The organism is Nocardia sp. NPDC050713, from assembly GCF_040654315.1.
In the GTDB taxonomy this organism is placed as follows: Bacteria; Actinomycetota; Actinomycetes; order Mycobacteriales; family Mycobacteriaceae; genus Nocardia.
In genome coordinates this window covers 253,672-267,987 of record NZ_JBFAHS010000006.1, presented here as the reverse complement: position 1 = coordinate 267,987, position 14,316 = coordinate 253,672, and the positions used below count along the sequence as shown (strand labels likewise).

The window sequence follows — 14,316 nt, the reverse complement described above, 5'->3', positions numbered from 1 at the left end:
GACCGCAGAATAGAGGGATGGGGCGGATCGACTACTTCGATGACGAGAACGCACCGGTCGCGCAGGGACGGGTGCCGGGTGTTGTGGCGGCGGTGCGAGATGACGTGGGACGCCTATTGCTGGTGCGGCGTTGTGACAACGGGTGGTGGGCGATGCCGGGCGGCAAGCTCGAACTGGGCGAGACGATCGCCGAAGCGGCGGTGCGAGAAACGTTGGAGGAGACGGGAATCGACATCGAAGTGACCGGCTTCGCGGGTATCTACACCGACCCCGGTCACATCGTGGTGGTCGACATCGACCCAGGTGACCGGGTCGTGCTCCAGGAATTCACCGTCTGTCTGCACGGCCGCCACCTCGCTGGCACACCCCGCCCCGACAACCGCGAAACCTCCGACGTCCGCTGGTTCACCCCCTCCGAAATCGACGACCTCCCCCTTCACCCCGCCGCCCGAAAGCGCATCACCGACGCCCTCACCAAACCCTCCCCCACCATCGCCTGATCGTCGCCGACATGCGTTGCCCAGCGCTGGTTGTACCACCGGACGATCAGCGCCCCACTGTTCGTTTTCGACCCGGACCGTTCGGCGATCATTCTTGTCGCAGGAGACAAGGCGGGACGTTGGTCGCGGTGGTACGACGACGCGATACCGGTAGCAGAGCAACGGTATGCCGACTATCGGGCAGAGCAAGATCAGGAGTTGAAATCATGAGCCCCGCACGCAACTGGCGCGAAGTAAAAGCCGAAGCCCATCGGCGGCACCCCGAGCTGGCCGAACCAGAGGCCCAAGCAGCCGCCTCCGCACAACTGGACGCCTACATCGCAGGCCACCACCTGAAAGAGCTCCGCAAGGCGCTTGGAAAGACCCAGGCCGAAGTTGCCACGGCCCTTGGCGTCTCGCAATCACGGGTATCGCAGATCGAAAACGGAGATCTTGCCGCGATGGAACTCGATACCCTCCGCGCCTACGCGCACGCCCTCGGCGGCCACGTCGACATCACTGTCCAAGTCGGGCCACACAGCATCAAAGTGGCTTGAGCACAGCACTTTCGACTCCCACCATCGCCTGATCGTCGCTGACATGCGTTGCCCAATGCCGGTTGTGCCACCGGACGATCAGCGCCCCCGCCGTTGACGAGCCGCAGCAGGGTGGCGCGGCTTCTGGCACCATCCGAAACGCGAACGGCCCCCGCTCCGGAAGGGAGCGGGGGCCGAATGCCTATCGGTGCCTACCGATTACCGGTAGTCGCTGAATCCGTAGTCGTCCAGCGGAACCGCGGCACCGGTGGTGGTGCCGAAGCTGTCCGGGCTGTAGTAGGTGTCGTCGTAGGACGGCACCGCGTACGCCGCGGCACGAGCCTCTTCGGTCGGCTGCACCTGGATGTTGCGGTAGCGGTTGATACCGGTACCGGCCGGGATCAGCTTGCCGATGATCACGTTCTCCTTGAGGCCGATGAGCTTGTCGGAGCGGCAGTTGATCGCCGCGTCCGTCAGGACTCGGGTGGTCTCCTGGAAGGACGCCGCCGACAGCCACGAGTCGGTGGCCAGCGACGCCTTGGTGATACCCATCAGCACCGGGCGACCGGAGGCGGGCTCGCCGCCTTCGGAGACCACGCGACGGTTGGAGGACTCGAACTCGGAACGCTCGGTGAGCGAGCCGGGCAGGAACTCCGTGGCGCCGGAATCGATGATCGTCACGCGACGCAGCATCTGGCGCACGATGACCTCGATGTGCTTGTCGTGGATCGACACACCCTGCGAGCGGTAGACCTCCTGGACCTCGTGGACCAGGTGGATCTGCACCTGACGGGGGCCCATCACGCGCAGCACCTCGTGCGGATCCGCCGCGCCTTCCAGCAGCTGCTGGCCGACCTCGACGTGGTCACCGTCGGAGAGCAGACGCTCGGTGCCGTCGTCGTGCTTGAACACGCGCAGACGCTGACGCTTCGAGAGCTTGTCGTAGACAACCTCTTCACCACCGTCGTCCGGGATGATGGTGATCTTGTAGAAGCGGTCGTCGTCCTCGAGCCGCACGCGACCCGAGACCTCGGCGATCGGCGCCTTGCCCTTCGGCACACGAGCCTCGAAGAGCTCCTGAACACGCGGCAGACCACCGGTGATGTCGTCACCCGCGACACCACCCTGGTGGAAGGTACGCATGGTCAGCTGGGTACCGGGCTCACCGATGGACTGCGCGGCGACGATGCCGACGGCCTCACCGATGTCGACCAGCTTGCCGGTCGCCATGGAGCGGCCGTAGCAGGTCGCGCACACGCCGGTGCCGGTGGTGCAGGTCAGCACGGAGCGGACCTTCACCTCGGTGATGCCCGCGTCGAGCAGCGCCTCGATGGCCGGGTCGCCGAGGTCGGCGCCCTTGTTCACCACGACGTTGCCGGACGCGTCCAGCGCGTCGGCGGCGAGCGTGCGAGCGTACGCGGAGGTCTCCACGTGCGCGTCGCGGATGATGGTGCCGTCGAGCTGCTTCTCGGCGATCGGCACGACGATGCCGCGCTCGGTGCCACAGTCGTGCTCGCGCACGATGACGTCCTGCGAGACGTCCACCAGACGACGGGTCAGGTAACCCGAGTCGGCGGTACGAAGCGCGGTGTCGGCCAGACCCTTACGAGCACCGTGGGTGTTGATGAAGTACTCCAGAACCGTCAGGCCCTCACGGAAGGAGGACTTGATCGGCCGCGGGATGAACTCACCCTTCGGGTTCGTCACCAGGCCCTTCATACCGGCGAGGGTACGGGTCTGGGTGAAGTTACCCGTGGCGCCCGAGTCGACGATCGTGATGATCGGGTTGTCGGCCGGGTAGTGCGCGCGCAGCGCCTTACCGACCTCCTCGGTCGCCTCCTGCCAGATCTTGACCAGGGCGTTGTTGCGCTCCTGGTGATCGAGCGCACCACGCTGGTACTTCTTCTCGATCTGATCCGACTGCGCCTCGTAGCGCTCCATGATCTCGGCCTTCTCCGGCGGAACGAGAACGTCCGACATGGAGACGGTGACACCCGAACGCGTTGCCCAGTAGAAGCCTGCGTCCTTGAGCTTGTCGACGGTCTGCGCGACCACGATCATCGGGTAGCGCTCGGCGAGATCGTTGATGATCGTCGCCTGCCGCTTCTTCGGCATCTGCTCGTTGATGAACGGGTAGTCCGCGGGCAGCAGCTCGTTGAACAGCACCCGGCCCAGCGTGGTCTCGGTGGTCCACGCGTCGCCGCGCTGCCAGCCCTCCGGGAACAGCTCCGCCTCGACGTCCTTCGGCGGACGCTGAGTGGTGAGCCGCACCTTGATCATGGAGCGCACGGTCAGCTCGCCGCGGTCGACCGCCATCTGCGCCTCGGCGGGCGAGGAGTACACGCCGAACTCCGGCTGGCCGTCCGACGCGGGCTTGTACTCGCCCTTGGCGCCGTCGACCTGACGGGTCAGGTAGTACAGGCCGGTCACCATGTCGAGACGCGGCATGGCGAGCGGACGACCCGACGCGGGCGACAAGATGTTGTTCGAGGACAGCATCAGGATGCGGGCCTCGGCCTGCGCCTCCGCCGACAGCGGGAGGTGCACGGCCATCTGGTCACCGTCGAAGTCGGCGTTGAACGCCTCACAGACCAGCGGGTGCAGCTGGATGGCCTTGCCTTCCACCAGCTGCGGCTCGAAGGCCTGGATGCCGAGGCGGTGCAGGGTGGGCGCACGGTTCAGCAGCACGGGGTGTTCGGCGATGACCTCTTCGAGGACGTCCCACACCTGCGGCCGCTGCCGCTCCACCATCCGCTTGGCGGACTTGATGTTCTGCGCGTGGTTCAGGTCGACCAGACGCTTCATCACGAACGGCTTGAACAGCTCCAGCGCCATCAGCTTCGGCAGACCGCACTGGTGCAGCTTCAGCTGCGGACCGACGACGATGACCGAACGGCCCGAGTAGTCGACGCGCTTACCGAGCAGGTTCTGACGGAAGCGGCCCTGCTTGCCCTTGAGCAGATCGGACAGCGACTTGAGCGGACGGTTGCCCGGTCCGGTGACCGGACGGCCGCGGCGGCCGTTGTCGAACAGGGCGTCGACGGACTCCTGCAGCATCCGCTTCTCGTTGTTGACGATGATCTCGGGCGCGCCGAGGTCGATCAGTCGCTTGAGGCGGTTGTTGCGGTTGATCACGCGACGGTACAGGTCGTTCAGGTCGGAGGTGGCGAAGCGGCCACCGTCGAGCTGAACCATCGGGCGCAGCTCCGGCGGGATCACCGGAACGGCGTCGAGCACCATGCCCATCGGCGAGTTGCCGTTGGCCTGGAAGGCCGCGACGACCTTGAGCCGCTTGAGCGCGCGCAGCTTCTTCTGGCCCTTACCGGTGCGAATGGTCTCGCGCAGGTTCTCGGCCTCGGCCTCGATGTCGAAGTTCTCCATCAGCTTCTGGATGGACTCCGCACCCATGGCGCCGGTGAAGTACTCGCCGTAGCGGTCGGTCAGCTCGCGGTAGAGCACCTCGTCCACGATGAGCTGCTTGGTGGACAGCTTGGTGAAGGTGTTCCAGATCTCCTCGAGCCGGTCCAGCTCGCGCTGGGCACGGTCGCGGAGCTGGCGCATCTCGCGCTCGCCGCCGTCCTTGACCTTGCGGCGCACGTCGGACTTGGCGCCCTCCGCCTCCAGCTCGGCCAGGTCGGCTTCCAGCTTCTGCGCGCGGGCCTCGAGGTCGGCGTCGCGCTGATCGGCGACGGCCTTCTTCTCGACCTCCATCTCGGCTTCGAGCGTGGAGAGCTCGTTGTGACGCAGCTCCTCGTCGACGCCGACGATGACGTACGCGGCGAAGTAGATGATCTTTTCCAGATCCTTCGGCGCCAGGTCCAGCAGGTAGCCGAGGCGCGACGGCACGCCCTTGAAGTACCAGATGTGGGTGACCGGCGCGGCCAGCTCGATGTGGCCCATCCGCTCACGGCGCACCTTGGCGCGGGTGACCTCGACGCCACAGCGCTCACAGATGATGCCCTTGAAGCGGACACGCTTGTACTTACCGCAGTAGCACTCCCAGTCCCGGGTGGGACCGAAGATCTTCTCGCAGAAGAGGCCGTCCTTCTCCGGCTTCAGCGTGCGGTAGTTGATGGTCTCCGGCTTCTTCACCTCGCCGTAGGACCACTGGCGGATGTCTTCGGCGGTGGCAAGGCCGATCCGGAGTTCATCGAAGAAGTTGACGTCTAGCACGTAACTTCCTTTCCCCTGTGCGGGTCGAATTCGAGCAAAAGTTCACTAGTTGGTTGTTCGCGATGGGCGCGGATGTCGTCGGTGACCGAGTTCGTCCGCGCCCGACCGCCTAGTTCGCCAAATCGTCGACGGTGGCCGCTTCGTTCCTGGACAGGTTGATGCCCAGGTTCGCCGCGGCGCGCTCCAGGTCCTCGTCCTCGCCTTCGCGCAGCTCGATCGCGGCGCCGTCCGAAGACAGCACCTCGACGTTGAGGCACAGCGACTGGAGTTCCTTGAGGAGCACCTTGAACGACTCCGGAATGCCCGGCTCCGGAATGTTCTCGCCCTTCACGATCGCCTCGTAGACCTTCACGCGGCCCACGACGTCGTCGGACTTGATGGTGAGCAGTTCCTGCAGCGTGTAAGCCGCGCCGTAGGCCTGCATGGCCCAGCACTCCATCTCACCGAAGCGCTGACCACCGAACTGCGCCTTACCACCGAGCGGCTGCTGGGTGATCATCGAGTACGGACCGGTCGAACGCGCGTGGATCTTGTCGTCGACCAGGTGGTGCAGCTTCAGGATGTACATGTAGCCGACCGCCACCGGGTACGGGAACGGCTCGCCGGAGCGGCCGTCGAACAGGGTGGCCTTGCCGTTGTCGTCGACCATGCGCTCACCGTCGCGGTTCGGCAGGGTCGAGGACAGCAGACCGGTCAGCTCCTCCTCGCGGGCGCCGTCGAACACCGGGGTGGCGATGTTCGAGTCGGCGGGCGCGCCCAACATCTCCTCCGGCAGGCTCTTGGCCCAGTCGGGGTTGCCCTCGACCTGCCAGCCCGCCTTGCCGATCCAACCCAGATGGGTTTCCAGGATCTGGCCGATGTTCATACGACGCGGCACACCGTGGGTGTTGAGGATGATGTCGACCGGGGTACCGTCCGGCAGGAACGGCATGTCCTCGGTCGGCAGGATCTTGCCGATCACACCCTTGTTACCGTGACGACCGGCGAGCTTGTCACCGTCCTGGATCTTGCGCTTCTGCGCCACGTACACCCGGACCAGCTCGTTCACACCCGGCGGCAGGTCGTCCTCGTCATCACGGGAGAACACCCGAATACCGATGACCTTGCCCGACTCACCGTGGGGCACCTTCAGCGAGGTATCGCGGACCTCGCGCGCCTTCTCACCGAAGATCGCCCGCAGCAACCGCTCCTCCGGGGTCAGCTCGGTCTCACCCTTCGGGGTCACCTTGCCGACCAGGATGTCACCATCGCGGACCTCGGCGCCGATCCGCACGATGCCCCGCTCGTCCAGGTCCGCCAGCACCTCGTCGGAGACGTTCGGGATGTCGCGGGTGATCTCCTCGGCGCCCAGCTTGGTGTCGCGGGCGTCGATCTCGTGCTCCTCGATGTGGATCGAGGTGAGGACGTCCTCTTCCACGAGACGCTGCGACAGAATGATCGCGTCCTCGTAGTTGTGACCCTCCCACGGCATGATCGCCACGAGCAGGTTCTTACCGAGAGCCATCTCACCGTTCTCGGTGCACGGACCGTCGGCCAGGACCTGGCCCTTCTCCACCCGCTGGCCCTCGTCCACGATGGGCCGCTGGTTGGAGCAGGTGCCCTGGTTCGAGCGAGCGAACTTCCGCATCCGGTAGGACTTGCGGGTGCCGTCGTCGGCCATGACCGTGACGTAGTCGGCGGAAACCTCCTCGACCACACCGGACTTCTCGTTCACCACGACATCGCCGGCGTCGGTCGCGGCGCGCAGCTCCATGCCGGTGCCCACGATCGGGGCCTCGGAACGGATCAGCGGCACGGCCTGACGCTGCATGTTCGCGCCCATGAGGGCACGGTTGGCGTCGTCGTGCTCGAGGAACGGGATCATGGCGGTCGCGACCGACACCATCTGGCGCGGCGAGACGTCCATGTAGGTCACCTCGGTCGGGGCGACGAACTCCATCTCCTCGTTGCCGCGGCGCGCGAGCACCCGCTCTTCGAGGAAGTTGCCGTCGGCGTCGACCGGCGAGTTCGCCTGGGCGCGGACCTCGCGATCCTCCTCGTCGGCGGTGAGGTACTTGACCTCGTCGGTGACCCGGCCCTCGACGACCTTGCGGTACGGGGTCTCGATGAAGCCGAACGGGTTGACCCGCGCGTACACCGACAGCGAGCCGATCAGGCCGATGTTCGGGCCTTCCGGGGTCTCGATCGGGCACATGCGGCCGTAGTGCGACGGGTGGACGTCTCGGACTTCCAGGCCGGCGCGCTCACGGGACAGACCACCCGGGCCGAGCGCCGAGAGACGACGCTTGTGGGTCAGACCCGACAGCGGGTTGTTCTGGTCCATGAACTGCGACAGCTGGGAGGTTCCGAAGAACTCCTTGATCGCGGCGACGACCGGACGGATGTTGATCAGGGTCTGCGGCGTGATCGCCTCGACGTCCTGGGTGGTCATCCGCTCACGGACGACACGCTCCATACGAGAGAGACCGACCCGGATCTGGTTCTGGATCAGCTCGCCGACGGTGCGCAGGCGACGGTTGCCGAAGTGGTCGATGTCGTCGACCTCGACCGGCACCTCTTCGCCGCCGGGCGCGGTCATGACCTTGTCGCCCGCGTGCAGGCGAACCAGGTACTCGATGGTGGTGACGATGTCTTCGCGCGTCAGCACCGAACCGATGACCGGCTCGTTGAGGTGGATGCCCAGCTTCTTGTTGATCTTGTAGCGACCGACGCGAGCCAGGTCGTAGCGCTTCTCCTTGAAGAACAGGTTCTCCAGCAGGGTCTGCGCGGACTCCTTGGTCGGCGGCTCGCCCGGACGCAGCTTGCGGTAGATGTCCAGCAGCGCCTCGTCCTGACCGGCGGTGTTGTCCTTCTCGAGGGTGGACATCATGATCTCGGAGAAGCCGAAGCGCTCGACGATCTCCTCGGTGGTCCAGCCCAGCGCCTTGAGCAGCACGGTGACCGGCTGACGGCGCTTGCGGTCGATACGCACGCCGACGGTGTCGCGCTTGTCGACGTCGAACTCCAGCCACGCGCCGCGCGACGGGATGACACGCACGCTGTGCAGGTCCTTCTCGGTGCCCTTGTCGATGGTGTGATCGAAGTAGACGCCCGGGGAGCGGACCAGCTGCGAGACGACGACACGCTCGGTGCCGTTGATGATGAACGTGCCCTTGTCGGTCATCATCGGGAAATCACCCATGAAGACCGTCTGGCTCTTGATCTCGCCGGTGTTGTTGTTGATGAACTCCGCGGTGACGAACAACGGCGCCGCGTAGGTCATGTCCTTTTCTTTGCACTCGTCGATCGAGGCCTTGACCTCTTCGAAGCGCGGATCCGAGAAGGACAGGGACATGGAGCCGGAGAAGTCCTCGATCGGCGACAGCTCCTCGAGCACCTCCTCGAGTCCACCGACAAGGCCGACGTCGCCGCGAGCGGCCGCGCGCTCACGCCATTCCGACGAACCGACCAACCAGGAGAACGATTCCGTTTGTAGATCGAGAAGACCCGGCACTTCCAAGGGTTCACGGATCTTCGCGAAGGAGACCCGCTTGGGGGCTCCAGGGATACCGGCAACTGCCTTGGTCTGGGTGGAGACTGCCAAGATGCGTCCTTCCAGCACCTCACGCGCGTCGCGTGGTGGTCCGCGACCGTCGCTTGCTTCTGCTACGAATTCCGCTGGTCACAACCCGAACGAAACCCGAACAGGCAACAACGGAAGTAACACCGGAAGGCGAAACTTACGTGTGCGAATCGAGGTATGGACAGGAGGCAGCCAGCGCAAAGTCCAAACCTACACCCCTGAACACGGGGGTGTCAAAGTACCACCCGTGTGATCCTCCACGCCGCTGGCGCGCCGTGGCCTTGGCCACCCTGGGCCGTGGTCGCACGCACGCCGCGTCGTAGACAAGCGGCCGGTCTGCCGACCCCGCGCGGGCGATGCCCGGCACCCGGATCGCTGGCTGCGTCGAGGGCCACGGGGCGGCTGAAACCACTTGTGACAGCTGCCGCTGTTGTGAATAGCGTGACGGGTCGGGCGAAACTCGTCAAGTGCCCGGACCGACCTGCCCCCGCCGGAATACGGTCGCGCGGACCAAGATCACTGGTCGACGATGCCGCTGGCCAGCCAGCGACCGTCCACCTTCTGCATCCGCAGCACCACGGGACCCGCCACGCTCTGCTGGGCCACGCCGTCCTTGGTTGCGCTCACCACGAGATTCACCAGCAGTTCGGCGCGGTCCTCGGTGAGCATCGTCACCCCGATCGGGTCGGCCTTCGCGTCGGCGCTGGTCCGGGCCTGCCGGATGGCGTCGATCGTGGTGGCCGCGAACTCGTCGAGATCGGCGAGCATCTCGCCGGTGACGACTTGGCGCACCGCGGCCTCGTAGCCGTCGATGTGCGCGATGTCGTAGCCGTAGATCGTGCGTAGGGCGTGGTCGGCGGCGGCGCGCACCTCCTCGGTCGCGCTGGTGTCGAGGAGTGCCCGGTTCTCGTCGGGGACGCCGGGACGTTGCGCGGCGACGACGGCGAATCCGGCCAGCAGCACGGCCGCGATCAGCGCGGCCGCGACGGGCGTCCAGGAACCCGCCGACCCAAGGCGAGGGGGTGTGAACCGGCGCGGCCGACGCTCGGCGGCGACGGCCTGCTTTTCCCTGGTCGGGACGTCGCGCGGCGCGGTCGGGCGCGCCGAGGTGACCTTGGGCCTGCGCGTCGGACGCGCGGCGGGCTGGGCGGTGCGCCGTTTCGGCGTGACCCGGTTGACCGGGCGGCGGGTGTTCATCGCGGTCCCTCCTGCGCGGGCGCGCCCTCGGTCGGCGCGGGCGTCCCCGACTGTCCGAGCCCGGTCGGGCCGGGCCCTTCCAGCAGCACCGGCTGGGTGAGCGAAGCGACCTGCTCGGCCTTCCAGACCTCGCCGTCCTTGCTCATGTCGAGGCTCCACGTGTACCGGTAGTCGGAGACCGACTTGTCCGGCTTCGACTCGGTCACCTGGAGCACCACCAGCGCCGAGGCCTTGTCCCGTTCGCTGTTCAGCGAGGTGAGCGCGGCCCCGAGCACCTTGGACTTCATGGCGACACCCGACTGCGCGGCCATCTGCTCGGACTGCTGCCGATTCTTCTCCGCCGACTCCAGGATCGGCCCGGTCATCGACGACCTGGCCAGTGCGAGCGAGCCGGGCACGTCGTCGAGGTTCATCGAGGTCATGTTGAGCGCGGCCTGTCGCGCGGCGTCCAGCGCGGAATCGCGCGCGTCGGCCCGCGGACCGTCGGTGAAGAACGCCGCGCGCACCCAGCCACCGCCGAACCACAGCGCGGCCACGAGGGCGACGGCGAGCGCGCCGAGTGCCAGCGCGCGCACCGCGACCGGCGGGCGGCCCGAACCAGACGGATCAATACTCACGACTCAGCACCATAACGTCATCCTTCCTGGTCACCGCTTCGGCGTGACTCCCATCAGGGTGGCGAGCTGCACGGCGATCGGGTTCAGGTTCAGCTTGTCCGGGTCGACTTTGGGGTTGTCGTCCCAGGGCTGCGCGATGCTCGGATCGGCCAGCTCGGCCCGCTCTCCGCCCCGGACCGCGGTCGGATTGCCGAACGGCACAAGGCATTTCGCGTCCGTGTTGAACGGGAACTCGTCGCGGGTGTCGTCGAAGTCCGGGTTCTGCGCCTTCATCTGCTCGAGAATGCGCTGGGTGCCCTCGTAGCCGACGGTGCAGGCGGGCGGGTTGTTGGTCTCGAGCACAAGGCCGAAGTGGCTGGTCCCGTCGCCGGGCGCGGTCGCCGACGCGCCGAGGGACAGCTGCGGCAGCATCTGCAGCAGCGGACGCAGCGCGTAGAACTTGGGCGAGATCCCCTGCAGCAGCACCCGCAGGTTGGCCAGGTCCTCGGTGAGCGCGCCGCCGCTCTCGTCGAGCAGGGCGCCGAACTGTTCGCCCGCGTCGGCGCCGGTGCCGATCAGCCTGCGTATCGCGGGGTCGCTGGAGCGCAGCTGGGCGGTCAGCCGGTCGAGGCCGTCGCTGAAGCGCCGGATGGCGGCGGCCTGCTCGGCCTGGGTGCCGAACACCACCCTGCCGTCGCGGATCAGCTGGACGGTCTGCGGCAGCGTCTCGTGGAACGTGGTGGTGAACTCGTCGAGCGACTGCAGGAGGACGTGCAGATCCTCGCCCTTGCCGTCGAAGGCCTTGCCCAGCTCGGTGACGGTGGTGTTCAACGCCTCCAGATCCACCGTCCTGGTGAAGTGGTCGACGCTGGAGACCAGCTGTTCCACCGGAACGGGCGTCTGTGCCCCGCTGATCACCGAGTCTTCCTTCAGGTACGGACCGCTGTCGATGTCCGGCCGCAGGTCGACGTACTGCTCGCCGATGGCCGAGCGGTTCGCCACCACGGCCTCGGCCGAGGCGGGGATGCGCGGTGAGTCCGAGTCGATGACCAGCGTCATGCTGACGCCCTCGTCGGTCAGCGCCAAGTCGCCGACCCGGCCGACCGGGACGCCGCGATAGGTCACCTCGGCGCCCTTGTAGATGCCGCCGGTCTGCTCGGCGTCGACGCGCACCTCGTAGTGGCCGAAGCCGAGCATGTGATCGAGCCGGATGTACTTGGCGCCGACGAAGATCACGCCGACCACCGCGAGCACCAGGAAGACGACCAGCTGGTTGCGAACGAGACGGGTCATCGCGGCTCACCCCCCGCCTCGGGCGGCGTCACGCCGAGTTGTTCCAGCAGCGGGCCGAGCGGGTTCGGCATGGGCGCGCCCGGCGCGGGCAGCACCGCCATGGTCGGCGGCAGCGGAATCAGCGACACCGTCGGCCAGCCCGGCCGCGGACCGTTGCCGCCGTAGTACGGGTTGGACGGGTCCACGTTCACCGGCGGGCCGTAGGGCGGCGGGATGTACACCGGATCCGGTTTGCCGACGCCGAGATTGCTCAGCGTGACGCCGATCTGCTGGTCCACCGAGAGCCACGTGTTGACCTGGCCGCCGAAGGTGCCCTCCAGCGCGGAATCGGGGAACGGGTAGGTCGGAATCAGCGGGAACGCGGTCACCAGATCCGGCGCGGCGCGGCCGAGTTCCTGCAGCGTCGGGCGCAGCGAGTTCAGATCGCGGATCAGGTCGTTCTTGGCGGTATTGATGACGTCGAAGCCCGCCTGCCCCAGCCGGTCCAGCTGGGCGAGCAACGAAATCAACTCCGGCCGTTGCTCTTCCAAGATCCGTATGCCATCGGGCAGTTCGTCCAGAATCTTGCCGATCGACTCGGTCTGGGTGCTGACCCGGCTGCTGAGCGTGGCGAGACCGTCGATGGCCCGCGTGATGTCGTCCACCTGCTCGTTCAGCCCGCCGATCAAGGTGTTGGCCTGCTCGAGCAGCGAACGAACCTTGCCCTCGCGGCCGCCGAAGGTCTTGTTCAACTCGCTGACGATCGGTTGCAGTTGCGCGACGCCGCCGCCGTTGAGCAGCAGCGACATGGCGCCGAGCACCTGCTCGATCTCAGTGGCGTGCCTGGTGTGCTCGACCGGGATCACCGCGCCGTCGGTCAGCCTCGCCGGATCCGGGTCCGCGACCGGCGGTGAGAGCTCGATGAACTTCTCGCCGAGCAGATTCGACTGCCGTACCTCGGCCCTGGCATTGGCGGGCAGGTCGACCGAGGAGTCGATCAGCGCGCGAACACTGGCGGTCCAGCCGTCTCCCGCGAGCGCGATGTCCTCGACCCGGCCCACCGGCACGCCTTCGACCTTCACCGCGGACTGTGGCACCAAATCGAGCACGTCGTCGAAATGGATATCGATGTGGATGGGATGCGGGCCGACGTCGGCGCCGCCGGGCAGCGGCACGCTGTAGATGCCGTCGGAGGCGCACGAGCTGATCAGCGCGGCCGAGACCGCGAGCACTCCCGCGCTCAGCCCGCGGGCGATGGTCGTCCTCATCGCTCACCTCCCTGCTCGGACGGCGGCAACTGGTTCGACGGCGTGCCGGGCACCGTCCCTGGCACGGGGTCGCGCTGCAGGTTCTCCCCGGAGAGGATGCCGAACGGCAGGATCAGCGTGGGAGTCTGCACCCCCGCGGTGATCTGGTCGGTGATCTCCTTGCAGTGGTCGAGCAGCGGACGCATCTGACGGCCGAGCGCCTCGAAGCGCGGGTCGCCGGGCATCAGCTTCGACAGGTCGAGCATCCGGCAGATCGTGCCGAAAGGATCCTGCAGATCGGTGAAGTTGGCGCGCATGTCGAGGGTGCCGGACTCGGCGTTGTGGATGTTGACCAGGTTGCTCAGCGCGACCGGAATCACCGGAAGGGCGGCGGCAAGGTCGTCGCGCTGGTCGGCCAGCGTCTTGGTGAGCGTGGTCAGCGCGGCGGCGTTCTCCGCGACCAGCGCGCGGTTGTCATCGATGAACCGGGCGACGTCGCCGAGCGCGATCGAGAGCAAGTGCAGAGCGTCGCCGAGGTTCTGCCGCTCGTCGGCCAGGAATCCGGCGAGATCGGCCAGCTGCGCGTTGAATTCGCGCACCTGCTGATCGTTGCGCGCCAGCATGCTTACGAAGTTCTGCAGGTTCTCGACGGTCTCGAAGATGTCGCCACGCGCCTCGGACAGGTACCTGACCGCGCCGGAGAGCTGGCTGATGCTGTTGGCCAGCGCCTCGCCGTTGCCCGCCAGGTTGGCCGCCGAGGTGCGAACCAGCTCGTTCACCGCGCCCTCTTTGTTGGCGCCGTCCGGGCCGAGCGCTTCGCTGAGTTCGGTGATGCTCCGGTAGAGCTCGTCGACCTCGACCGGGGTGACCGTGCGTTCCCGCGGAATAGTCGCAGTGCGACCCATTTTCGGCCCGCCGCGGTAGACCGGCGTCAGCTGGACATAGCGGTCCGCGACGACCGACGGGGTGATCTGCGCGGCCTGCGCGTCGGCGGGCACGTCGTAGCCCCGGTCGACGCTCAGCACGACCTTCACCTGGTCGCCCATCGGCTCGACCGACTCGACCCGACCCACCGGCACGCCGAGGATGCGCACGTCGGATCCCTCGTAGATGCCGACCGAGCTGTCGAAGTAGGCGGTGATCTTGGTGGTGGTCAGTCGGTCGAAGCCCCACCACAGCACCCACCCTGCGACGAGCACCAGGACGACACCGAGCGTGATACCGATCTTGGTGCCCCGCCCCGACTCCCGGAAC

The 14,316-nt window shown here is 66.9% G+C and carries 10 protein-coding genes; 3 read left to right on the top strand and 7 right to left on the bottom strand.

All coding sequences use genetic code 11. The features are described 5' to 3' along the window. Positions 1 to 17: 17 nt before the first annotated feature. The 3 genes from AB0H49_RS14995 to AB0H49_RS14985 are packed head-to-tail and all read left to right on the top strand — an operon-like array spanning position 18 to position 1,036. Entirely contained in the window at positions 18 to 500 is a 483-nt protein-coding gene (locus tag AB0H49_RS14995) for an NUDIX domain-containing protein (protein WP_357251461.1), read from the top strand. A gap of 30 nt (positions 501 to 530) precedes the next feature. Continuing rightward, a complete protein-coding gene (locus AB0H49_RS14990; protein ID WP_357251458.1) occupies positions 531 to 710 on the top strand; it encodes a type II toxin-antitoxin system RelE/ParE family toxin in 180 nt (59 codons plus the stop codon). Beyond that, positions 707 to 1,036 (top strand): helix-turn-helix transcriptional regulator, encoded by a 330-nt coding sequence (locus AB0H49_RS14985; protein ID WP_354999048.1) that lies wholly within the window; start codon positions 707 to 709, stop codon positions 1,034 to 1,036. The genes AB0H49_RS14990 and AB0H49_RS14985 overlap by 4 nt, the downstream gene beginning before the upstream one ends. A 198-nt stretch (positions 1,037 to 1,234) precedes the next feature. Here the strand turns inward: AB0H49_RS14985 and AB0H49_RS14980 are convergent, their stop codons facing one another. From AB0H49_RS14980 to AB0H49_RS14950, 7 genes are all read right to left on the bottom strand, one after another. Continuing rightward, positions 1,235 to 5,188, bottom strand: coding sequence for a DNA-directed RNA polymerase subunit beta' (locus AB0H49_RS14980; RefSeq protein ID WP_354998935.1), 3,954 nt, complete (start codon positions 5,186 to 5,188; stop codon positions 1,235 to 1,237). A gap of 109 nt (positions 5,189 to 5,297) precedes the next feature. Next, complete coding sequence (locus AB0H49_RS14975; protein ID WP_354998934.1) at positions 5,298 to 8,789, bottom strand: DNA-directed RNA polymerase subunit beta; 3,492 nt, start codon at positions 8,787 to 8,789, stop codon at positions 5,298 to 5,300. A 477-nt stretch (positions 8,790 to 9,266) separates the two neighbouring features. Further along, positions 9,267 to 9,947: a hypothetical protein gene (locus AB0H49_RS14970; RefSeq protein ID WP_357251454.1), complete on the bottom strand. Its 681-nt coding sequence runs from the start codon at positions 9,945 to 9,947 to the stop codon at positions 9,267 to 9,269. Then, positions 9,944 to 10,564: a hypothetical protein gene (locus AB0H49_RS14965; protein WP_357251452.1), complete on the bottom strand. Its 621-nt coding sequence runs from the start codon at positions 10,562 to 10,564 to the stop codon at positions 9,944 to 9,946. The genes AB0H49_RS14970 and AB0H49_RS14965 overlap by 4 nt, the downstream gene beginning before the upstream one ends. A 30-nt stretch (positions 10,565 to 10,594) precedes the next feature. After that, positions 10,595 to 11,836 (bottom strand): MlaD family protein, encoded by a 1,242-nt coding sequence (locus AB0H49_RS14960; protein ID WP_357251450.1) that lies wholly within the window; start codon positions 11,834 to 11,836, stop codon positions 10,595 to 10,597. Next, positions 11,833 to 13,083, bottom strand: a complete 1,251-nt coding sequence (locus AB0H49_RS14955) for an MCE family protein (RefSeq protein ID WP_357251447.1) — start codon at positions 13,081 to 13,083, stop codon at positions 11,833 to 11,835. Before AB0H49_RS14955 ends, AB0H49_RS14960 begins: the two co-directional genes overlap by 4 nt. Next, positions 13,080 to 14,288 carry an MCE family protein gene (locus tag AB0H49_RS14950; RefSeq protein WP_354999047.1) on the bottom strand — a complete coding sequence of 403 codons (1,209 nt, stop codon included), beginning with the start codon at positions 14,286 to 14,288 and terminating at the stop codon, positions 13,080 to 13,082. Before AB0H49_RS14950 ends, AB0H49_RS14955 begins: the two co-directional genes overlap by 4 nt. Positions 14,289 to 14,316 lie beyond the last annotated feature (28 nt).

What these genes read in the sequence shown, in the direction of transcription:
- AB0H49_RS14995 (WP_357251461.1), top strand. Translation starts at nt 18, where the DNA reads ATGGGGCGGATCGACTACTTCGATGACGAGAACGCACCGGTCGCGCAG.
- AB0H49_RS14970 (WP_357251454.1), bottom strand. Translation starts at nt 9,947, where the DNA reads ATGAACACCCGCCGCCCGGTCAACCGGGTCACGCCGAAACGGCGCACC.
- AB0H49_RS14955 (WP_357251447.1), bottom strand. Translation starts at nt 13,083, where the DNA reads ATGAGGACGACCATCGCCCGCGGGCTGAGCGCGGGAGTGCTCGCGGTC.
- AB0H49_RS14985 (WP_354999048.1), top strand. Translation starts at nt 707, where the DNA reads ATGAGCCCCGCACGCAACTGGCGCGAAGTAAAAGCCGAAGCCCATCGG.
- AB0H49_RS14960 (WP_357251450.1), bottom strand. Translation starts at nt 11,836, where the DNA reads ATGACCCGTCTCGTTCGCAACCAGCTGGTCGTCTTCCTGGTGCTCGCG.